Source organism: Roseomonas sp. CAU 1739, from assembly GCF_039839775.1.
Lineage (GTDB): Bacteria > Pseudomonadota > Alphaproteobacteria > Acetobacterales > Acetobacteraceae > Neoroseomonas.
In genome coordinates this window covers 121,436-140,579 of the sequence record NZ_JBDOQQ010000016.1, presented here as the reverse complement: position 1 = coordinate 140,579, position 19,144 = coordinate 121,436, and the positions used below count along the sequence as shown (strand labels likewise).

The window sequence follows — 19,144 nt, the reverse complement described above, 5'->3', positions numbered from 1 at the left end:
TCCCACCCTTTCCTCGACATGATGCCGAATGGCACCTGCCGCGCGCCAGAGCCTGATTGGTTCACGTTCGTTCACCAACCACGCTCCAACCTTTTGTTGGAACGCGCGATTCAGACCTCCGGTGCATTCGCGCCCACGGTCATCGCGCTTTGGCCATCATGCAGGCCCGAAGGCCGTGGCCGGCGAGCGCACCACCGCATCGCGCCCCGTTGCGACCTTCATGACCGAATCCTACCGGCTCTTGTTCCGGGCACGTCAGCCACCCTGCTGCCGTCGTGCGGCAGGGGTTCGACGCGCGTATCAGGCGGCGCGCTTGAGCAGCTGCCGGTCGATTTCCTCGACCAGCGCGGCGGTGAACGCCTTGGTCCCGAGCGGACCGCGAAGATCGCCGGTGCGCCGTGCCGGATCTGTCACCAGCGTGTTGATCGCACGGTCGATGACCGCGCCGGCCAGGGCGAAGTTCCCGCGCCCGGGCTGCCGCCGCGCCAGCCAGTCCAGCAGCATCGCCGCCGAGAGGATCAGCGAGGTCGGGTTGGCCTTGCCTTGCCCCTGGATGTCGGGGGCGGAACCATGCTGCGCCTGTGCCATGCAATGCGTGTCCGAGGCGTTGATCGCGCCGCCGAGGCCGAGACTGCCCGAAAGCTCGGATGCCTCGTCGGAGAGGATGTCGCCGAACATGTTGGTCGTCACCACCACGTCGAAGCGCTGCGCATCACGCACCAGCAGCGCCGCCATGGAATCGATCAGCTGCTCGTCATAGGCGACGTCCGGGTAGTCCGCCGCGACCGCGCGGACCTCGCGCAGGAACAGCGCCTCCGACACCTTGATGACGTTCGCCTTGTGGACGGCGGTGACCTTCTTGCGGTCGCGCTGGCGCGCCAGCTCGAAGGCCGCCCTGGCGATGCGGCGGGAGCCATGCGCGGTGATCTTGCGGACGGAGAGGGCCAGGTCGGGCGTCGGCATGAACTCGCCGATGCCCTGGAACATGTTGCGGTCGGAGTAGAAGCCCTCGGTGTTCTCGCGGACGATGACGAGGTCCATCGGCGTGCGGCCGAAATGCGGCAGCCCCTCGCGCGACCGGCTCGGGCGGATATTGGCGTAGAGGTCGAGCACGACGCGCAGCTCGGCCGAGATGTTGATGCCGCCCTGGGCGCGCGCCGGATAGTCGGAATGGGACACCGGGCCGAGGATGATGCCATCCGCCGCGCGGCAGGCGTCGAGCACGCCGTCGGGGGTGGTGGTGCCGACGCGCTTCAATGCGGCGAGGCCGACCTCATGCTCCTCGTATTCCAGGCCGAGGCCGAGATGGCGATCCACCGTCTTCAGGATCTCGATGGTCGAGGCGGTGATTTCCGGGCCGATGCCGTCACCGGGCAGTATAGCGAAGCGCATGTGCGGATCCTCCAAACGCGGGCGTTATCGTTCAGTAAAAAGTACAATACAATCGAAAAATGCAATTCTGCGTCGATGAGGCCAGATTGGACTTCCAGCCTGGCCTGGCGGCGACCTACGATGGAGAATGCGCAACTCGACCACGACATCGGGCGGCCGCGCCCGCCGCAATGCCGCGCCGCCATCGGCGCCGGCCAGCCTGCCTGACCGGCTCGCCGCCGAAATCCTGGAGCACGTCCGGCGCCAACGGCTGGAACCCGGCGCGCATCTGTCGGAACTCGGCCTGGCGGAGACGTTCCGTGTGTCGCGCACGCCGATCCGGCTCGCCCTGCAGGCCCTTCAGCAGCAGGGGGTGGTGGAACGCGAGCGCAATCGCGGCTTCTTCCTCAAGCAATTGCCGGAAGGCGATGCCGAATCGGAACCGCAGGAGGACGGGCTGTATTTCCGTATCGCGGAGGATCACCTGTCCGGCGCGCTGGAAGACCGCATGGCGGAAAGCGAGTTGCTGCGCCGCTACGGCGCGACGCGGTCGCAATTGTTGCGCGTCCTGGCGCGCATGACGCAGGAAGGGCTGGTCGAGAAACTGCCCGGCCAGGGCTGGGCCTTCCTGGCGGTGCTGACCTCGCCCGAGACCTATGCGCAGAGCTACCGCTTCCGCATCCTGATGGAGCCCGCGGCGCTGCTCGAGCCCGGCTATCGCCTGGCGCCGGAGACCATCGCGCGGCTGCGGGCGGAACAGCACGCCATGCTGGCCGGCGGCTGGCAGACCTTCTCGCGCGCGGAGACCCACCGCATCGGCGCGGAATTCCACGAAGCGCTGGTTGCCGGGTCCGGCAACATCTTCATGATCGAATCGCTGCGACGGGTGAACCGCATGCGGCGACTTCTGGAATACCGCATCAACCACGACCGAACGCGGCTGGTGAAGATCTGCAGCGAGCATCTGCGGCTGCTCGACCTGATCGAGGCCGGGGATATGCCGCGCGCGGCGGCCTTCTTGCGGCAGCACCTGGAGGGATCGCAGGGCGCGAAGGAGCCGCTCGTGCAGCGGGGCTCGGAACCCGAACGTGCGCCGGCGACCCTGCTGGAGGAGATGGCCTGATGCGCGGCTGCGTTCAGTGAACGGCACAGCGCCTTGGCAGATTGATTAAAAATTAGTAAAAAACCAATTACTAAGGTCAGCGTGAATCCAGTCGTCTAGCGGCACGGAGGGACGCGCCCGTGGAGGAGGCAGTGTGCGACAGCCTCTCCGCATGCGACACGCTCCTGACGGTCGGCGGCCGGCAGACCTTCTTCAAATACTGCTCCACCTTCGACAGCACTGATCAAGGCAATATCGGATCTGTCGCGGATACGCTGCTCGAACGGCGGGCGCGGCTGCAGGAAATCCTGGTCGAAAGGCGCAACGCTGCGGGGCTGACGCAGGTCGCGCTTGCGAAGCTGCTGCGGCGCCCACAGTGCTTCGTGTCTAAACATGAGACCGGCGAGCGGCGTTGGATATCATCGAACTGATCGAGGTGGCCGAAGCGCTCGGGTCGGATCCGGCAGCGATCGTGCGCGCACTGCGCCGGGTGACGCCCTGAGAGTGAGCGGATATCCCAAAATCGCATAAGGTGGGCGCGAACTATCGAGGCCGCACCGCGCATGGACCTCTATCCCGGCCGCCACCTGCGCGGCGAGGACGAGCCGATCACCATGACCGACCTGGCAGTGGTCATCCCGGGGAACTGGTCCCTACGGCATCGGCGCGGCGATCCCCAGGTGGCGGCCTGGCACCCGGAGTTCCTCGCGCTGCTGCTCGCTGAATCCGGGACTGACTGGGAGGACGGGATCGGTCCGGAGGCTCGGGACCTCGGCCTGCCGAGAATGGGGGCGCGGCTGCCACGCATGTACGCGGCGATACGCAGACCGATGGACGGCATCTACGAGCACACCCCGCGCCGTGGGGAGAAGGCGGCGCTCGACGCGTTCCTTCGGAAGGTGGAGGCGGCGACCGAGGCGCTGCAGGCGACGTGGCATGAGCTGCTGCGGGAACTGCTGTTGCTGCGTTGGCCGAAGGCGCGGTAGCGCACCACAACGCTTCGGCGACTGCGGGAGGCTGGGCTGACGGAACGGCCGCAGGAGAAAGATGAGTTCTTTCCGTGAGCAAGATCGTCGTCTGTTTGAAGCAGACGAAATATTAATGTACCCCTCGGCCCCCTTCGATCATTATATCTATTACAGATGTTAATATTCCAATGGACTACAGCCGCCGATAGTTCGCGCTCCTCCACGTCCAATCCAATACATATGGAGAGGCGTGATGCCGATTATTGCCGAACTATCGGTTGGCGAGGGGGTCAGGATCGACGCAATCGACATTTGGCTGCTGAAGGACGTCATCGAGGACGGCACGGCCGCCGTCGTGTTCGCCCCCGACGGCCAGGAGGTCACCATCCGCCAGGACGTGCCCTATCGAGCGGGGCCTGGATTGCGGCTTTCGGTCGACCCTTGCGAGGGCCCGGAGACGAACTGCGCCAGCAGGTTGAGGCGTTGCCTACACGGCGGTCGTATCTGCATCCCGACCTCGGCAGGATGTATCGCGACCGTGTCGCACGGCTGCGGGACGCGACGAACGGTGGCGACAACGCCGAGGCACGGGAGGCGGCGCGGGCGCTGATCGACCGCGTTGTCGTATCCCCACCGCCCGAGGGCGGGGGCCGCCCGGCATCGAACTGGTCGGCGACCTTCGCGAGATGCTTCGGACGACAGAAGCTTCAGGCATCTCCACGGAGGGATCCACCCGTGACACCGGCCACTTTGACCTGGTCCTCAGTTCGGTAAAGGTGAGGCGGGGGCAGCGCCCTCCCCGCCTTCAGCCGAGCAGTTCCGCCACCGCCGGCACCAGCACCGCCAACCCTGCGCCGACATCGGCCATGTCCAGCGCCTCATCCGGGTTGTGGCTGCCGTGCTCATTGCGCAGGAACAGCATGACGGTGGGGATGCCGAGTCCGGCGAAGGTGGCGGAATCGTGCCCCGCACCGGAGGCCATCTCCCGCGCCTTCACACCAGCATTCGCAGCACTGCGCACCAGCAACGCGCGCAGGCCTGGGTCCATCAGCGCGGGGGCGGCATGCGTCGGCGGGCCGAAGTCGAAGGTGACGCCGCGCGCCGCGCCGATGCGTGCGGCCTCGGCCGCCAGCCAGTCGTCCAGTTCGGCCAGCAGCGCCGCATCCTGGCTGCGGATGTCGAGGCTGAACCGCACCACGCCAGGAATCTTGGTCGAAGTGTGCAGCGCGGGGTCGGTGGCCAGGATACCGGTTGTGCAGACCAGGTCAGCACCGGACGCTTCCAGCCGCGACCAGCGCGCATCGAGTGCGGCGATCAGCGCGACGGTCGCCATGGCGGCATCGCGGCGGTGGCGGCGCGGCACGGCGCCGGCATGGGCATGGGCACCGTGCGCGCTTGCCTGCGGGTAGCGCAGGCTGCCCCTGATCCCGGAGACGACGGCGACCGGCAGCCCTTCCTCGACCAGCACCGGGCCCTGTTCGATATGCGGTTCGATGAAGCAGGCGATGCGGGCGGGGTCGAGCAACGCGCGACCCGCGCGGATTGGCGCCGGGTCCAGCCCCTCGGCGGCCATGTGCTCGGCCAGGGTGCGCCCGGTATCGACGCGGCGCAGCGTGTCGGGCGCGTCCTTCGGCAGCAGGCCAAACAGCGCACGGCTGCCGAGGTAGTGGGCGGGAAACCAGCACATTTCCTCGGCCCGGATGCCGAGGACCAGCAGGTCGCGATGCGGCGCGCGGCCTGCAGCGTGCAGGGCAGCCGCGATGCCGAGGCCCATGATCACGCCCGCCGCGCCGTCGAAATTCCCGCCATGCGGCACGCTGTCGAGATGCGAACCCATTGTCACCGCGGGCAGCGACCGGTCCCGCCCGGGCAGCACCATGCGCAGCGTGCCGACCGCATCGGTCGTGACCTCCATGCCAAGGCCGCGCGCAACCTCCGACAACAGGCCCTGCGCAATCACCTCCCCTTCGCCGTAGGAGGCGCGGGTGATGCCGGGCGGATCGGCGGTGGCCGCGCCCAGCCGGTCGAACAGGTCGGTCACGAGGGTCAGCGCCGTGGCCAGCGCATGGTCGGGGAAGGTCGTCATCCCCGCATCCTAGCATTCGCCATGCCGGCCAGCATTCCCGTGCCGGTCATCCCCGATGCGGATGCAAAGCCATCCAATGCCGTGCGATATCGACCCGCCGCGTCACCCACACGTCGCGCCGGCGGCCGATATGATCGAGCAGTCGCTGCAACCCCATCGCCCGCGCCGGATGGCCGATCAGTCGCATGTGCAGGCCGATCGACATCATCTTCGGCCGACCCTTGCAGCCTTCGTCATACAGCATGTCGAAGGCATCGCGGATGAAGGAGAACCAGTCGTCGGAGGTGCCCATCCAGCCCGCGTACTTCCCGTCATTGTTCACCAGGGAATAGGGCACGACGAGGTGCGGCTTGTCCTCCACCTGCACCCAGAGCGGCAGTTCCTCGCCGTAATAGTCGCTGTCGTAGAGGAAGCCGCCATGCTCGACGACCAGGCGGCGGGTGTTCTCGGACGGGCCGTAGCGGCAATACCAGCCGGCGGGCGGCTCGCCGAAGGTCTTCTGCAGGCTCGCGAAGGCCTTGGCGATGTGCTCGCGCTCCTCGGCCTCGGTGAGTTCGAAATGCTTCACCCAGCGCCAGCCATGCGAGCACACGTCGTAGCCGGCGGCACGGATGGCGGCGGCGGCCTCGGGGTTGCGTTCCAGCGCGAGCGCGCAGCCGAACACCGTCATCGGCAGGCCGCGTTCCTGGAAAAGGCGCATCAGCCGCCAGACGCCGACGCGGGAGCCATACTCGAACATGCCCTCAGCGGCGAGGTCGCGGCCGGACTTCACCTGGCTGGCGGGATGCGCCTCGGTCAACCCTGCCTCGGTACGGCCATCGCCGAGTTCGAAGGAGGGTTCGGACCCTTCCTCGTAGTTCATCACGAAATTCACCGCGACCTTGGCACCGCCCGGCCATTGCGGGTCGGGCGGATTGGCGCCGTAGCCGATGAAGTCGCGCTTCACCTCATAGGGCATGGTCAGGCTCCTTCAACGACGGTGAAGGGGGCGACCTGGACGAATTCGTCGTCCGCGCTGCTGCCGTCCTTCCACATGAAGATCGCAAAGCGCGCGTTGCGGTCGAAGACGGTGGAGGGGTGGTGCCAGACATCGGCGCCATAGGTCACACCCTGGTCCGGCGCAGCGGCGAAGGCCCGCGCGCGGGCCATGTCCGGGCCGCCATCCGCCCCGTGGGGTGCCACCAGCACCAGCCAGCGCCCTGCCTCCATCGGCACGAAGGACTGCGAGGAATGCAGGTGCCGTTCCATCGTCGAGGACGCAATCGGCAGGGAAGCCGGCTCCTTGGTGCTGAAGGACAGGCTCGGCTTCGCATGGGCGCGACGATTGGCGAGCGCGGCCTCGATATAGACCCGGCCTGGTTCGCCAGGGCAGGCCAGCACCTCGCCGAAGGGCGCGAAGGCCTCGGCGGTCAGGGGTTCGAGTATCAGGCGCATGCGGCGGCTCCGGCTAGGTCGCTGCGATGATCGGGCCAGGCCTCGTCCCGCGTCCAGGGGGCGTGCAGGATGCCGCCGGCACAGGAGGGCTTCGCATGCGTCTGCAGGACAAGGTCGTCATCGTCACCGGCGGGTCCTCCGGCATCGGGCGGGCGATTGCCACGCTGTTCGCACGGGAAGGCGCGGCGGTGGTGATCGGCGACGTGAGCGAGACCGTGCTGGAAGGCGGCGCGCCAACCTGCGCGGTGATCGCCGAGGCCGGCGGCACCGCGCGCTTCCACTGCTGCGACGTCTCCGTCTGGGCGGATGTCGATGCGCTGGTGACAGCGACGGTGATGGAATTCGGCCGGCTCGACGTGATGGTGAACAATGCGGCGATCCGTGGCGCCGGCACGAAACTGCATGAGACGACCGAGGAAGACTGGGACCGCGTCATGGCGGTGAACGCCAAGGGCGCCTTCCTCGGCTGCAAGCGCGCCGTGCAGCAGTTCCTGACGCAGGACATCGTGGAGGAGGCGCGCGGGCGGATCGTCAACATCTCATCCCAGCACGGCATGGTCGCGGCACCCGGCAAGCTCGCCTACGGCACGGGCAAGGCGGCGGTGGCCTACATGACCAAGCAGATCGCGGTGGACTACGCGAAGGACCACATCGTCTGCAATGCGGTCGCACCGGGCCGCATCCTGACCGGCCGGCCGGCGGGGCCAGGCACCGACGCGATGGAATACTCCATCATGCGCACACCCATGCCACGGCTTGGCCGGCCCATGGACGTGGCGCAGGCGGCGCTGTTCCTCGCCTCCGCCGAGGCAAGCTTCGTCACCGGCCACAACCTGCTGGTGGATGGCGGCTGGATGGCGTTCTGAGCAGACGGAAGTCCCGGCGCCTCGCCCACCCTAACGCTTCAGCGCAGCACGAAATCCTTCAGCACCTCCGGCTTGAAGGCCAGGCCGTGGCCCGGCGTCTCCGGCGCGGTGATCATGCCGCCTTCGATCTTCGGCAGCGACACGAACACGTCGTCCAGCAGCCCCATCTGCTCCGCCCAGATCCCATTCGGGCTGGACGCGAGCAGATGCACGTTCAACTCCGGGAACAGATGCGGTGCGATGGTCATGCCCCAGGTGTCGGCGACGGTGGCGATCTTGCGCAACTCGGTGAAGCCACCGCGCATCGGGTCGGGCTGCAGGATGGGCAGGCGCGGAGATTCGAAGAAGGGCTTGAGGTCGGCGCGGCCGAAATGCGTCTCCCCACCCACCACGCGCATGTCGAGCGCCTCGGCGCAGCGGAGGTAGCCGGCGTAGTCGTCGGCCGTCACCGGCTCCTCCAGCCAATAGGCGTCGAATTCCTCGAACTTACGCCCCATGGTGATGGCCACGTCCGCCGACCAGCCCATGTTCACGTCGATCATGATGTCGACATCGGGCCCAACCGCGTCGCGCATGTCGCGGACGTTCCGCGCATCCGTGTGCAGGTCGCCCACGATGGCCACCTGCATCTTGATCGCCCTGAAACCTTGCGCGACGTAGTGCTTCGCCTTGGCGATCATGCCGTCCCCGAATGACCCGCGGAAGCAGCCGCTGCCATAGATCGGGATCTCGGACCGATAGTGACCCCACAGCCGGTGCAGCGGCAGCCCCGCCGCCTTGCCGACCACATCCCACAGCGCGATGTCGATCGCCGATTGCGCCATCATCGCCACCCCGCCGCGCCCGCCGGTCAGCGTCGCGCGCCACAGATCGCGCCAGATCGCCTCCACCGCCGTCGCATCCTTCCCGATGATGCGCGGCGCCATGGCTTCGGCGATGCAGGCGCCGATCGTGCGCTGCAGCGGCAGGTTCAGCAGATGCAGGTATCCCATGCCGGTCAGGCCGGACTGCGTCACCACCTCCACCACCACCAAGTCGCGCATCGGCCCCAGCGCATGGCCCGCGAGCCACGGATCATCCGCCCATGGCATGCGCAGCAGCGTGGTGCGAACCTCGCGGATCGTCAGGTCGGTCATGGATGCATTCCTCCGTTGCACGAAGCCTGCGCGCGACGGCCAGGACCGACAATCCCCTCAGCCGTTGAAGGCGACGCGTCCGGTCTGCGCGATGTCATAGCCGCCCATCCGCGCCGCCCGCGCGGCGAAGGCCGCGCCACGCGCGAATGTCAGGAGCGCCTGCAAGGGCGGGTCGAAAAAATCACGACGCGCCATCACCAGGTCGAAGCGCTCGCGCACCAGCGGCACGAAATCGAGCCCCCGCGCGATCGCCTCGGCACGGATGCCGAAGCCGGCCTCCGCACGGCCATCGGCGACGGCGGCGGCGACCTCGTCCTCCGCCATGGCGGGCTCGGACAGGAAGGCGATGGCTTCGAGCCGCAGCCCCGCCTCGTTCAGCAGATGCACCAGCAGGACATGGCTGCCGGCGCGGTTCTGCCGCCCGACGACGCGCAGGCCGGGCCGCGCCAGATCCACAACGGCCGCAAGCCCGAGCGGATTGCCCTGCGCCACGAGCAACCCCTGTTCCCGCCAGGCCCAGGTGATGCCGACATGCCCGCCATGGCCGAGCGCCTGTGCCACCGCCGGCGCGTTCCAGTCACCGCTGTCCGGGTCGCGCAGATGAACCGCCGCGGCCAAGGCCTGCCCGGCCGCCAGCGCATCCAGCCCATCCAGGCTGCCGCCGGACCGCAGCGCCAGGCCGCACCCCGATTGCCGCACCGCCCAATCCAGCAACGGATCATGGCTGCCCGCCAACACCGGCGGCGGCGCGGTGCGATGGGGCGCCTCGCTCTCGGCGCGGGCCGCCAGCCAGCGTTCCAGCAACGCGCGCGGAAACAGCCATTTGCCGCCAAGCAGCGCCGCCGGCAGCTGCCGCGCACGCGCCAGGTCGTACAGCGCGCGTTCCGACAGCCGCAGCCAGGCGGCCGCCTCCTTCAGGGTCAGGACATCCGGCAACATCAGGCAATGGATGGCAAATGCCGCGCCTGAGTCAAGCGCGTTCCGCGTTGACGACACCGCCTGCCATGCGCATCTGACGACAAAGCACGGGAGGTGGCATGCGGGTCGCGGGCGAACGGTTCCGGCGTGGCGGGCGACGAGGCTGATGCGCACGCCGACGACCATCCTGCCCCTGGTCACGCAGGGCCTCGGCTTTGCCGCCGGCGCCACGCGCATCCTCACCGATGTCGATCTCACCGTCGCGGCCGGCGCGCCGACCCTCATCATCGGGCCGAATGGCGCGGGGAAATCCGTGCTGCTGCGCCTGCTGCACGGGCTGCTGGCCCCGACCGAAGGCCGCATCCGCTGGGGTGGCGAGGCCGGCACCGCGGAACGCGGCCAGGCCATGGTGTTCCAGCGGCCGGTGCTGCTCCGACGCTCGGCGCTCGCCAATGTGCTGTATCCGCTGCGCCTCGCCGGCGTGCCCGCGAAGCAGCGTGCGGCACGGGCGGAACGCGCACTCGCGCTGGTCGGGCTCTCCGCCTTGGCGGATCGGCCGGCGCGGCGGCTGTCGGGCGGGGAGCAGCAGCGCCTTGCGCTGGCGCGCGCTGCCGCCACCGGGGCCGGTGTGCTGTTCCTCGACGAGCCCTGCGCCAGCCTCGACCCCGCCGCCACGCGCGCGGTGGAGGAGATCGTCATCCACCTTGCCGCCCAGGGCACCAAGATCGTGATGACGACGCATGACCTCGGCCAGGCGCGACGCCTGGCCGGCGATGTCGTGTTCCTGCATGCCGGGCGTGTGTTGGAACACGCCGCCGCCGAGGCTTTCTTCGCCGACCCGGCCTCAGCCGAGGCGGCCGCCTTCCTGCGCGGCGAATTGCTGTCGCACTGACCCACCGGAGCATCCCGCATGTTGCGCAGAACCGTCCTCGCCCTCGGCCTGATCCTCGCCCTGCCGGCCATGGCGCAGGAACGGACGATCACCGTCGCCTCCACCACCAGCACCGAGCAATCGGGGCTGTTCGGCCACATCCTGCCGATCTTCACGCGGGAGAGCGGGATCACCGTGCGCGTCGTCGCGCTGGGCACCGGCCAGGCGCTGGATGTCGGCCGGCGCGGCGATGCCGACGTGGTCTTCGTGCATGACCGCGCGGCGGAAGAACGCTTCGTCGCCGAGGGCCATGGCGGGCCGCGCCAGCATGTCATGGTCAACGACTTCGTCATCGTCGGCCCGGCATCCGACCCCGCGCGCATCGCCGGCACGACCGACACCGTCGCCGCGCTGCGCCGCATCGCCGAATCCGTTGCACCCTTCGTCAGCCGCGGCGACCGCAGCGGCACCCACGCGGCAGAACTGCGCCTTTGGCAGCAGGCCGGCATCGACCCAGCGACCGGCCGCGGCCAGTGGTATCGGGAGGTCGGGCAGGGCATGGGTCCGGCGCTGAACACCGCCGCGGCGCAGAACGCCTATATCCTGGCGGATCGCGGCACCTGGGTGTCCTTCCGCAACCGCCAGGACCTCAGGATCGTGGTCGAGGGCGATGCCCGCCTGTTCAACCAGTACGGCGTCATGCTGGTGAACCCGCAGCGCCACCCGCATGTGAAGGTGGCCGAAGGGCAGCGCTTCATCGACTGGGTCGTCTCTCCGGCCGGGCAGGCGGCCATCGCCTCCTACAAGATCAATGGCGAACAGCTGTTCTTTCCGAATGCAGCGCAGCCGGAGCCGACGTCGTAAGGCCTGACGGCTGCTGGCGTGCGTGGAGGGAAGGCCGGCAAACCTGGAGGCTGAAGAATTCCAGGTCTACCGTGCCTTGGGTTGGCAGGCGGCGGGGCGCCAAATCAACAGCAGACCCGACTTTCGAAAGAAGGCGGGCTTTTCACGCGCTAACGTCAGCCTGCCCAGCGCGCCGCGGCGCCGCGCAAACCCTGCGCCAGCGCATTGACCGCCAGCACGATCGTCATCAGCACCATGCCGAGAGCCAGTGCCAGCGGCAGGTCGCCCTTCGAGGTCTCGAGCGCGATGGCAGTCGTCATCACGCGCGTATAGCCCTCGATATTGCCGCCTACGATCATCACAGCACCGACCTCCGCCGCCGCGCGACCGAAGCCCGCCAGCAGCACCGTCAGCAGCGCGAAGCGCCCATCCCACAGCAGCGTAGGCACCGCGCGCAGGGTGGAAACGCGGAAGGAGCGGAACTGTTCCTCATACTCCTCCCACATGCCTTCCAGCACCTGGCGAGCCAACGCGGCGACGATCGGCGCGATCAGCACCGCCTGCGCGATCACCATGGCGGTCGGCGAGAACAGCAGCCCCAGCGGCCCCAGCGGCCCCGACCGCGACAGCAGCAGGTAGATCAGCAGTCCGCACAGCACCGGCGGCAGGCCCATCAGCGCATTCAGCGCGATGATCACCCCGCTGCGCCCCGGAAAGCGCGACACCGCCAGCAGCGCGCCGAGCGGCAGCCCGATCACCGCGGCGATCGCCAACGCGGCGAGGCTGACCTGCAGCGACAGCAGCACGATGCGCAGCAGCGCCGGGTCGGCGCCCGACAGCAGCCCCATGGCGGCGGAAAAGGCGCTGCCGAGGTCGCCCATCGCTCGGTCAGTCCACCCGAGCGCCGCTGACGCGGATGATCTCCGCGTAACGTTCGCGCTCTGCACGCAGGAAGGCGCCGAATTCCTCCGGCGTCATCGACAGCGGTTCCGCCCCCATCTGCTGGAACTGCGCGAGCACTGCCGGATCGGCGACCATCGCGCGCATGATGGCGTTCAGCCGCGCGACGATGGGCTGCGGCGTACCCAGCGGCGCGGTGACGCCGAACCAGGAGGTGACGTCGTACTCCGGCACCCCGGCCTCGATCATCGTCGGAAGTTCCGGGATGAAGCGGGACCGCGCGCGGCTGGTGACCGCCAGGCCGCGCACGGCGCCGCTGCGCACATGCGGCAGGATCTGCGGCAGGTTGTCGAAGGCGATCTGCACGCGACCGCTCAGCAGGTCCGTCAGCATGGCCGCGCCGCCGCGATAGGGCACGTGCACGATGTCGATCCCGGCGCGCATCTTGAACAGTTCGCCCGCCAGGTGAATCGACCCGCCGGCCCCGGCCGAGGCGAAATTGAGTTGCCCCGGCCGCGCGCGGGCCAGGGCGATCAGCTCCGCGATGCTGGTCGCGGGGACGGACGGATGCACCACTGCGATACTGCCGACGGCGGCGAAGGCGCCGATCGGCGCGACGTCGCTGACGCCGTCGTAGCCGGGGCTGGCGAACAGGATCGGGCCCGTCACATGGGTCGATGGCGCGGCGAAGGCCAGGGTGTAGCCATCCGGCGCGGCGCGCACCGCGCCCTGGGTGCCGACCGTGCCGCCGGCGCCACCGCGATTCTCCACCACCACCGGCTGGCCGAGTTCCGCCTGGAAGCGCTGCGCCACCAGCCGGCCGGTCACGTCGGTCAGCCCGCCGGGCGGGAAGGCGATCACCAGGCGGAGCGGGCGGTTCGGCCAGGGGCCATCCTGTGCCAGGGCAGGGGCGGCGAGCAGCCCGGCCGGCAACAGGGCAAGGCGGCGGCGATGGAGCGTCATGGCATGGTGTTCCCGGTGAAGAGCATGGCGGCGCATGTCGCCCGGCGCCAACAATCCACAAGCTCCGCATGGCAGACGGCGCAGCGCAAGCACGCTATCCAGGCTGGCCTCCGATCACGACCGGGCGCTCCGGATCGGCCGCCCAGGCCGACCAGGATCCGGGAAACATCGCTGCAGTGACGCCGATGGAGGCCAGCGCCGCCACGCCATGCGCCGCCGAGATGCCCGCGCCGCAGGTCACGCCCAGCGGCCGCGCGCCATCGGCGCCCAGGGCCGCGAACAGATGCCGCAGCGTCTCGGCATCAAGGAAGGCACCGGCCTCGGTCAGCGCATCGGCGGCCGGGGCGCTGATGGAACCGGGGATATGCCCGCGCGGTGCCTGGCCCGGCACGACGGTCCCGCCGATGTAGTTGCCGCGGATGCGGGTATCGAGCAGCACGCCGTCCCGCGCCATCGCCGCGGCGCCATCCGCGTCCAGCACCGGCATATGGCCGGGCGAGAGCACCACCTCGCTCGGCGCCGGCACGCCCAGCGAGGTTGCGACCGGATGACCTTCCGCCTGCCAGGCCGCAAAGCCGCCATCGAGCAGCAGCACATCGGCCAGCCCGGCCCAGCGCAGCACCCACCAGCCGCGCGCGGCGGTCAGGCAGCGATCATGGTCGTACAACACGACCGTCCGGTCCGCCGCCACACCCCAGCGTCGCGCGTTCCGCTGCAGGGTCGCGATATCCGGCAACGGGCGGCTGCCGCGCGTGCCGCCACCGGGGGCGGCGAGCTCCCCCGGCATGTCGACGTCGATCGCGCCGGGAATGCGCGGCGATGCGACATAGCCTGGCAGCACCCCCGCATTGCGCACCGCGAGGATCGTCGGCACCCGGCCATCGGCCAGGCGCCGCGCCAGGGTGGCGGGTGTGATGAAGACCGTATCGCGCGGGTCCATGCGGGTGGTCCTTTCAGCCAAGCGTCAGCACCCCACGATGGTCGAGCGCGATCGGCACCGTGCCGGGCTGCTGCGCCACCACCTCGATGGGATGGAACAGGTACAGCCAGGGCGGGTTGTCGTGCAGGCGACGCAGGCAGGCGCCGTAGGCCTCGGCCCGTGCGGCGTCGTCCATGGTTCGGGTGGCCGCCGCGATCATCGGTTCCAATTCCGGGTCGTCATGACCCTGCCACCACTGGCCGCGGACGCTGGAGGAGATCTTGTCGTTGAGCACCCGGAAGGTGGAATGCGGGGAACTGTCGAAGATCGCCATGTCGCCGATCTGCCCCTGGCCGACCTGGCGCGCATAGCCGGGGCGATCGGCCTCGGTCTGGATGCGCGGCGCAAGTCCGGCCCGGCCAAGGTCATGGGCGACCATCTGCGTGATGGCGGGGGCCCGTTCGGGCATGTGCAGTGGCGTGCGGAGAACGATCTCGCCATCCGCCCGCGCCTCGTCGAACAGCCGCCGGGCCGCGTCGGGGTTGTAGGGGATCGGGGCGATGTCGGCCTGCCGATGGCCCAGATGGAAGGGGCTGACGATGGTCGAGGCCAGCACGCCCATGCCGTGGAACACCTCCTCCACGATGGCACGCGCATCCACCGCGAGGTTCGCCGCACGCCGCGCCGCCGGATGCATGAAGGTGCCGTGGCGGGCATCGAGGTAGAACATCACCGAGAGAGTGTTCGCCGCCTCGGTCCATAGCAGGTCGGGCGCCCTGCGGCGCGGGTCGGCCATGCGCTCGAGATTGGCAGCCGCCTCCACCTCTCCGGCGGCGACCAGGCGATGGCGTTCTTCCGCATCGCGCTCGGCGACCAGGCCGATTCGCGTGGCGGCACGGCCGGGCTCGACCGCCTCCAGGATCGCGTAGGACCCGGCCGCCTGGTCCAGCACGCGATACGGACCGGTGCCGATGGTCATCGCCCCGTCGGTGGCTGCGCGCATGACGAAGAATTCAGCGAGGATCTCCGGCAGGTCGGCCAGCGGTTCCGGCGTCGAGATCGACAGCAGGCCGGGCCCCTCGGCGGTGATGCGCGCGCCGGCGAGGTAGCGCGCATAGGCCCAGGGCATGCCGAACATGTCGGTGCCCCGCAGATGCGCGGCGATCGCCTGGACGACGTCCTCGGCCGTGCAGACCTTGCCGTCATGGAAACGGGCGCCGCGGCGCAGCGCGAAGGTCCAGGCGTGGCCGCCATCCTCATGATGCCAGGCGCCCAGCAGGCCCGGCCCGACCCGTCCGTCACGCCACTGGCAGAGCGGTTCGAAGACGAGCGAACGCAACGTCAGGATCGAGGTGTCGTCGGTGACGCGGCCCAACGGCAGGAACTCCACGCGCTCAAGCGCGATCGTCAACATCATGCCTGGTCCCGGTGCCTCCTGCGTTGCGGCGGCGCGCAGGGTCCCACGCCGCTCGGAGGATGACGAGGCCCCGGGGCGTCACGGCTCGCCGCGGCCAGCCAGACGCCGAATCCACCACTGTTCTTGCGGCGCTTGCACAATTTCGTGGCGCTCATGGGGATTCTTCGTCCTGTATTCGGGCATTCCTGACCCTTCGATCGATCGGCGGCCATTCGGGGGGCATGCCACTTTTTTCGCCTCTGCAAAAAAAGGGTTTGCGCGACGGGGCGAGAGGGTCTCCCACCGATCGGCAACGACCGGTGAGAGACCATCTCGCCGCAATTCATCCTGCGCTTCGCGCTCATTGGCGACGTCACCCTGAAGGCGACGATGTTCGGCATCGACCTCGCTTCGATGGCCCGTCCCGCCACCGCGATGCCAATCACGAAGGCGTCACCCGGATGGCGGGCCTCGCGGTCGTCACCACGCGGATCAGGCCGTTCGCTTACGCCGCGGAGCCGTCGATCCCGCCAGCCTGAGCAAGCGCATCGCGGCATCGATTGCTCCCATCGCGCGAGGCGGCTTCGGCATGGCCATCATCACCTGCGGGTCCTCCTCCGGCTGCGCGCGCGCAACGGGTGTCGATGGCCTGTCCTGCTGCTGCCGGATGATCGTGCCCAGGGAATGCGTCGCCGGTCGGCAAGGCTTCCCGCATTTTGCCAATCGGTGCGACATGGCGGTTTAATGCGCCGATGTGCGGCCGGTGTCGGAGGTGCTCGACGCCGCGTCGCGGACGCAGGGGTGAACGTCATGCTCGATAGGCCCGGCCATTACGACTACATGCCCTGGCGGCGACGGCCCCGGATCACCTGGCCGAATGGCGCGCGCATCGCCATCTGGCTGGCGCCGAACATCGAACATTACGAGCTGAACCCGCCGCCCAACCCGCGCCGCACCCCCTGGCCGCGGCCGCTGCCGGACATCGCCGGCTATTCCTGGCGCGACTACGGCAACCGCTCGGGCTTCTGGCGCATGGCCGACACCATGGCGAAATACGGGGTGCGCGGTTCGGTCTCGCTGAATGTCGCGGTGTGCGACCACTACCCGGAGGTGATCGAACGCTGCTGCGAGCTGGGCTGGGAGCTGTTCAGCCACGGCACCTACAACACCCGCTATTTCTACGACATGGCCGAGGACATGCAGCGCGAGCTGATCCGCGACAGTCGCGAGACCATCCTGCGCGCTTCCGGCCAGCGCCTCGACGGCTGGCTGACGCCGGCCATTTCCAATGACGAGACGACGCAGCATGTGCTGGCCGAGGAGGGCATCCTCTACACCCTCGACATGACACATGACGACCAGCCGACGCCGATCAACACCCGTGCCGGGCGGCTTGTCTCCATCCCCTATTCGCTCGAGGTCAACGACGTCCCGCTCTTCGTCAGCCGCAACACGCCGGCGGAGCGCTACGCCGCCATCTGCAAGGCGCAGTTCGACCAGCTCTACGAGGAAGGCGCGGAGTCCGGCACCGTGATGTGCATGCCGCTGCACCCCTACCTGATCGGCCAGCCGCATCGCATCGCCGCGCTGGACACGGTGCTCGCGCACATCACCGGCCACGACAAGGTCTGGCTCGCGACCGGGCGCGAGATCGCGCAGCATTATATCGACCACCACCTGGACGACCACCGGCGTTGGATCGCGGAGGGCACGCCATGACCCTGCCGCCGGACTACACCGACTATCCGTTCCGCCGCCGGGCGATGGACCATGACCGCTACCCCTATCGCATCCTGCCGCGCACGCAGCCCGTCACCTGGCCAGGGGGCGCGCGCGTCGCCCTGTGGGTCGCGGTGCATGCCGGCTGGTTCCCGATGGACATGCCGCTCAGGCCCTTCATCGCGCCGGGCGGCATGGAGCGGCCCTACCCGTCCTATTGGGACTTCACCCAGCGCGACTACGGCCACCGCATCGGCATCTATCGGCTGATGCGCGCGATGGCGGCGCGCGGCGTGAAGGGCACGGCGCTGCTCAGCGGCGCCCTCACCCGGGAATACCCGGTGCTGATGGACGACATCGCCGCGGCCGGCTGGGAGGTCGCCTGCGCCGGGCTCGACATGGGCCATCTGCACCATGGCGGCGTGGCGGAAGCGGAGGAACGCGCCTGGATCGCCGAGGCCGCCGCCCTGCTGCGTGGCCGTTTCGGCGATGCCGTCACCGGCTGGCATTCGCCCGCCCATTCGGAATCGGCCCGCACGCCGGACCTCGTCGCCGGCGCCGGCTTCGCCTGGACCAGCGGCTGGACCAATGACGACATGCCCTATGCCTTCGCCACCGGTGCCGGCACGCTGACCGCCTTGCCGCTGTCGCAGGACCTGTCGGACCAGCGCATGCTGCAGCAGCAGCACATGGCGACCGAGGATTTCACCGCCGCCATCCTCGCCGCCCATGCGACACTCGATGCCGAGGCGCAGGCCACGGGCGGCGGGCGCGTGCTGACGCTGTCCATCACCCCGTGGCTGATGGGCCAGCCGCACCGCATCCGCGCCTTCGCGACGATGCTGGACGCCATCCTCGCCCGCGGCGGTGTCTGGAGCGCGACGGGGGCGGAGATCGCGGCCGCCTGGCGGGCGCAGGCATCCTGACGGGCGTCCTGATCACGCGGCCCGAGCCCGGCGCCGCCGAAACCGCCGATGCCTGCGCCGCGTTGGGGTGGGATGCGATGCTCGCGCCCTCCCTGGTCCTGCGCGCGACCCCGCCGCGGCGGCTTCCGCGGGCGCAGGCGCTGCTGCTGGCCTCCCGCGCCGCCGCCCGCGCGCTGGAACCATGCCCGATCCCGGTGCTCGCCGTCGGCGACGGCACGGCGACCGAGGCCCGCGCCCGCGGCTTCACCGATGTCCGCGCCGCCGATGGCGACGCCGCCGCCCTGGCGGACGCCGCCACCCGCATCCTGGACCCGGCGGCCGGGCCGCTGCTGCTCGCCGTCGGACGCGGCTATGGGGCCGAACTCGCCTCGACGCTGCGCGAACGAGGCTTTCGCGTCATCCGTCGGATCGCCTACGCCGCCGTCCCGGCCACCTTCCTGCCGGCGCCGGCCTTGGCCGCGCTGCGCGAAGGCCGCGTGGCCGCTGCATTGTTCACCTCGCCGCGCGGTGCGCGCATCACGCTTGCGTTGCTGCGCCGCGCCGGCCTCGCCAACGCCACTCGCACCATCCGCGCCATCGCGATCAGCCCGCGCATCGCCGAGGCCCTCGCCGCGCTCCCCTGGGCTGCCATCGACACCACCGCGCGCCCGGACCCCGCGCTGCTGCCAGGCTGTCTCGGTCCGCCACCGGCTTGATCCGGCAGCCTTGATCCAGCACGGGGGCGCC

General features: G+C 69.4%; 19 protein-coding genes. 9 read left to right on the top strand and 10 right to left on the bottom strand.

Going from position 1 to position 19,144, the window contains the following annotated elements; translation table 11 throughout:
- Window positions 1-300: 300 nt before the first annotated feature.
- Window positions 301-1,392 carry an isocitrate/isopropylmalate dehydrogenase family protein gene (locus AAFN86_RS22790; RefSeq protein WP_347545858.1) on the bottom strand — a complete coding sequence of 364 codons (1,092 nt, stop codon included), beginning with the start codon at window positions 1,390-1,392 and terminating at the stop codon, window positions 301-303.
- A 127-nt stretch (window positions 1,393-1,519) separates the two neighbouring features.
- On the opposite strand from AAFN86_RS22790, the gene AAFN86_RS22785 reads away from it, so the two are divergent.
- The 3 genes from AAFN86_RS22785 (at window position 1,520) to AAFN86_RS22775 (ending at window position 3,459) form a co-directional block, all read left to right on the top strand.
- Window positions 1,520-2,494: a GntR family transcriptional regulator gene (locus tag AAFN86_RS22785; RefSeq protein WP_347545857.1), complete on the top strand. Its 975-nt coding sequence runs from the start codon at window positions 1,520-1,522 to the stop codon at window positions 2,492-2,494.
- 119 nt (window positions 2,495-2,613) lie between these two features.
- On the top strand, window positions 2,614-2,904 hold the full coding sequence (locus AAFN86_RS29620; RefSeq protein WP_408906625.1) for a four-carbon acid sugar kinase family protein: 291 nt from the start codon (window positions 2,614-2,616) through the stop codon (window positions 2,902-2,904).
- 132 nt (window positions 2,905-3,036) lie between these two features.
- The gene (locus AAFN86_RS22775; protein WP_347545856.1) at window positions 3,037-3,459 is read left to right on the top strand and encodes a hypothetical protein; all 423 of its coding nucleotides are present in this window, start codon (window positions 3,037-3,039) and stop codon (window positions 3,457-3,459) included.
- Window positions 3,460-4,246: 787 nt separating this feature from the next.
- On the opposite strand, the gene AAFN86_RS22770 is transcribed toward AAFN86_RS22775, so the two are convergent.
- From AAFN86_RS22770 to AAFN86_RS22760, 3 genes are read right to left on the bottom strand one after another with little or no spacing between them, the layout of a single operon-like run.
- Entirely contained in the window at window positions 4,247-5,527 is a 1,281-nt protein-coding gene (locus tag AAFN86_RS22770; protein ID WP_347545855.1) for a hydantoinase/carbamoylase family amidase, read from the bottom strand.
- A gap of 46 nt (window positions 5,528-5,573) precedes the next feature.
- On the bottom strand, window positions 5,574-6,485 hold the full coding sequence (locus tag AAFN86_RS22765) for a polysaccharide deacetylase family protein (RefSeq protein WP_347545854.1): 912 nt from the start codon (window positions 6,483-6,485) through the stop codon (window positions 5,574-5,576).
- Window positions 6,486-6,487: 2 nt separating this feature from the next.
- Complete coding sequence (locus AAFN86_RS22760; RefSeq protein ID WP_347545853.1) at window positions 6,488-6,961, bottom strand: ureidoglycolate lyase; 474 nt, start codon at window positions 6,959-6,961, stop codon at window positions 6,488-6,490.
- A gap of 95 nt (window positions 6,962-7,056) precedes the next feature.
- Here AAFN86_RS22760 and AAFN86_RS22755 point away from each other — a divergent pair, with 95 nt between their 5' ends.
- Window positions 7,057-7,827: an SDR family oxidoreductase gene (locus AAFN86_RS22755; protein ID WP_347545852.1), complete on the top strand. Its 771-nt coding sequence runs from the start codon at window positions 7,057-7,059 to the stop codon at window positions 7,825-7,827.
- A gap of 38 nt (window positions 7,828-7,865) precedes the next feature.
- On the opposite strand, the gene AAFN86_RS22750 is transcribed toward AAFN86_RS22755, so the two are convergent.
- Window positions 7,866-8,963 (bottom strand): mandelate racemase/muconate lactonizing enzyme family protein, encoded by a 1,098-nt coding sequence (locus AAFN86_RS22750; protein ID WP_347545851.1) that lies wholly within the window; start codon window positions 8,961-8,963, stop codon window positions 7,866-7,868.
- Window positions 8,964-9,020: 57 nt separating this feature from the next.
- Window positions 9,021-9,902: a helix-turn-helix transcriptional regulator gene (locus tag AAFN86_RS22745; protein ID WP_347545850.1), complete on the bottom strand. Its 882-nt coding sequence runs from the start codon at window positions 9,900-9,902 to the stop codon at window positions 9,021-9,023.
- Window positions 9,903-10,047: 145 nt separating this feature from the next.
- Between AAFN86_RS22745 and AAFN86_RS22740 the strand changes: the two genes are divergently transcribed.
- Together AAFN86_RS22740 and AAFN86_RS22735 are read left to right on the top strand one after the other, a co-directional pair.
- Window positions 10,048-10,773: an ATP-binding cassette domain-containing protein gene (locus AAFN86_RS22740; RefSeq protein WP_347545849.1), complete on the top strand. Its 726-nt coding sequence runs from the start codon at window positions 10,048-10,050 to the stop codon at window positions 10,771-10,773.
- 18 nt (window positions 10,774-10,791) lie between these two features.
- Window positions 10,792-11,616, top strand: coding sequence for a substrate-binding domain-containing protein (locus tag AAFN86_RS22735; RefSeq protein WP_347545848.1), 825 nt, complete (start codon window positions 10,792-10,794; stop codon window positions 11,614-11,616).
- A gap of 155 nt (window positions 11,617-11,771) precedes the next feature.
- Here AAFN86_RS22735 and AAFN86_RS22730 read toward each other — a convergent pair whose 3' ends face one another.
- The 4 genes from AAFN86_RS22730 to AAFN86_RS22715 all read right to left on the bottom strand — a co-directional run bounded on the left by AAFN86_RS22730 (window position 11,772) and on the right by AAFN86_RS22715 (window position 15,794).
- Window positions 11,772-12,476, bottom strand: a complete 705-nt coding sequence (locus tag AAFN86_RS22730) for an ABC transporter permease (RefSeq protein ID WP_347545847.1) — start codon at window positions 12,474-12,476, stop codon at window positions 11,772-11,774.
- 7 nt (window positions 12,477-12,483) lie between these two features.
- Window positions 12,484-13,458: a tripartite tricarboxylate transporter substrate binding protein gene (locus AAFN86_RS22725; protein ID WP_347545846.1), complete on the bottom strand. Its 975-nt coding sequence runs from the start codon at window positions 13,456-13,458 to the stop codon at window positions 12,484-12,486.
- Between the two features lie 94 nt (window positions 13,459-13,552).
- Window positions 13,553-14,398, bottom strand: coding sequence for a rhodanese-like domain-containing protein (locus AAFN86_RS22720; protein ID WP_347545845.1), 846 nt, complete (start codon window positions 14,396-14,398; stop codon window positions 13,553-13,555).
- Window positions 14,399-14,411: 13 nt separating this feature from the next.
- A complete protein-coding gene (locus AAFN86_RS22715) occupies window positions 14,412-15,794 on the bottom strand; it encodes an ABC transporter substrate-binding protein (protein WP_347545844.1) in 1,383 nt (460 codons plus the stop codon).
- 789 nt (window positions 15,795-16,583) lie between these two features.
- Here AAFN86_RS22715 and AAFN86_RS22710 point away from each other — a divergent pair.
- Genes AAFN86_RS22710 through AAFN86_RS22700 form a run of 3 tightly spaced genes read left to right on the top strand, consistent with a single transcriptional unit; the run spans window position 16,584 to window position 19,113 of the window.
- A complete protein-coding gene (locus tag AAFN86_RS22710; RefSeq protein ID WP_347545843.1) occupies window positions 16,584-17,492 on the top strand; it encodes a polysaccharide deacetylase family protein in 909 nt (302 codons plus the stop codon).
- Window positions 17,489-18,418: a hypothetical protein gene (locus AAFN86_RS22705; RefSeq protein WP_347545842.1), complete on the top strand. Its 930-nt coding sequence runs from the start codon at window positions 17,489-17,491 to the stop codon at window positions 18,416-18,418. Before AAFN86_RS22710 ends, AAFN86_RS22705 begins: the two co-directional genes overlap by 4 nt.
- Window positions 18,364-19,113 (top strand): uroporphyrinogen-III synthase, encoded by a 750-nt coding sequence (locus AAFN86_RS22700; RefSeq protein WP_347545870.1) that lies wholly within the window; start codon window positions 18,364-18,366, stop codon window positions 19,111-19,113. The genes AAFN86_RS22705 and AAFN86_RS22700 overlap by 55 nt, the downstream gene beginning before the upstream one ends.
- Window positions 19,114-19,144: the final 31 nt, after the last annotated feature.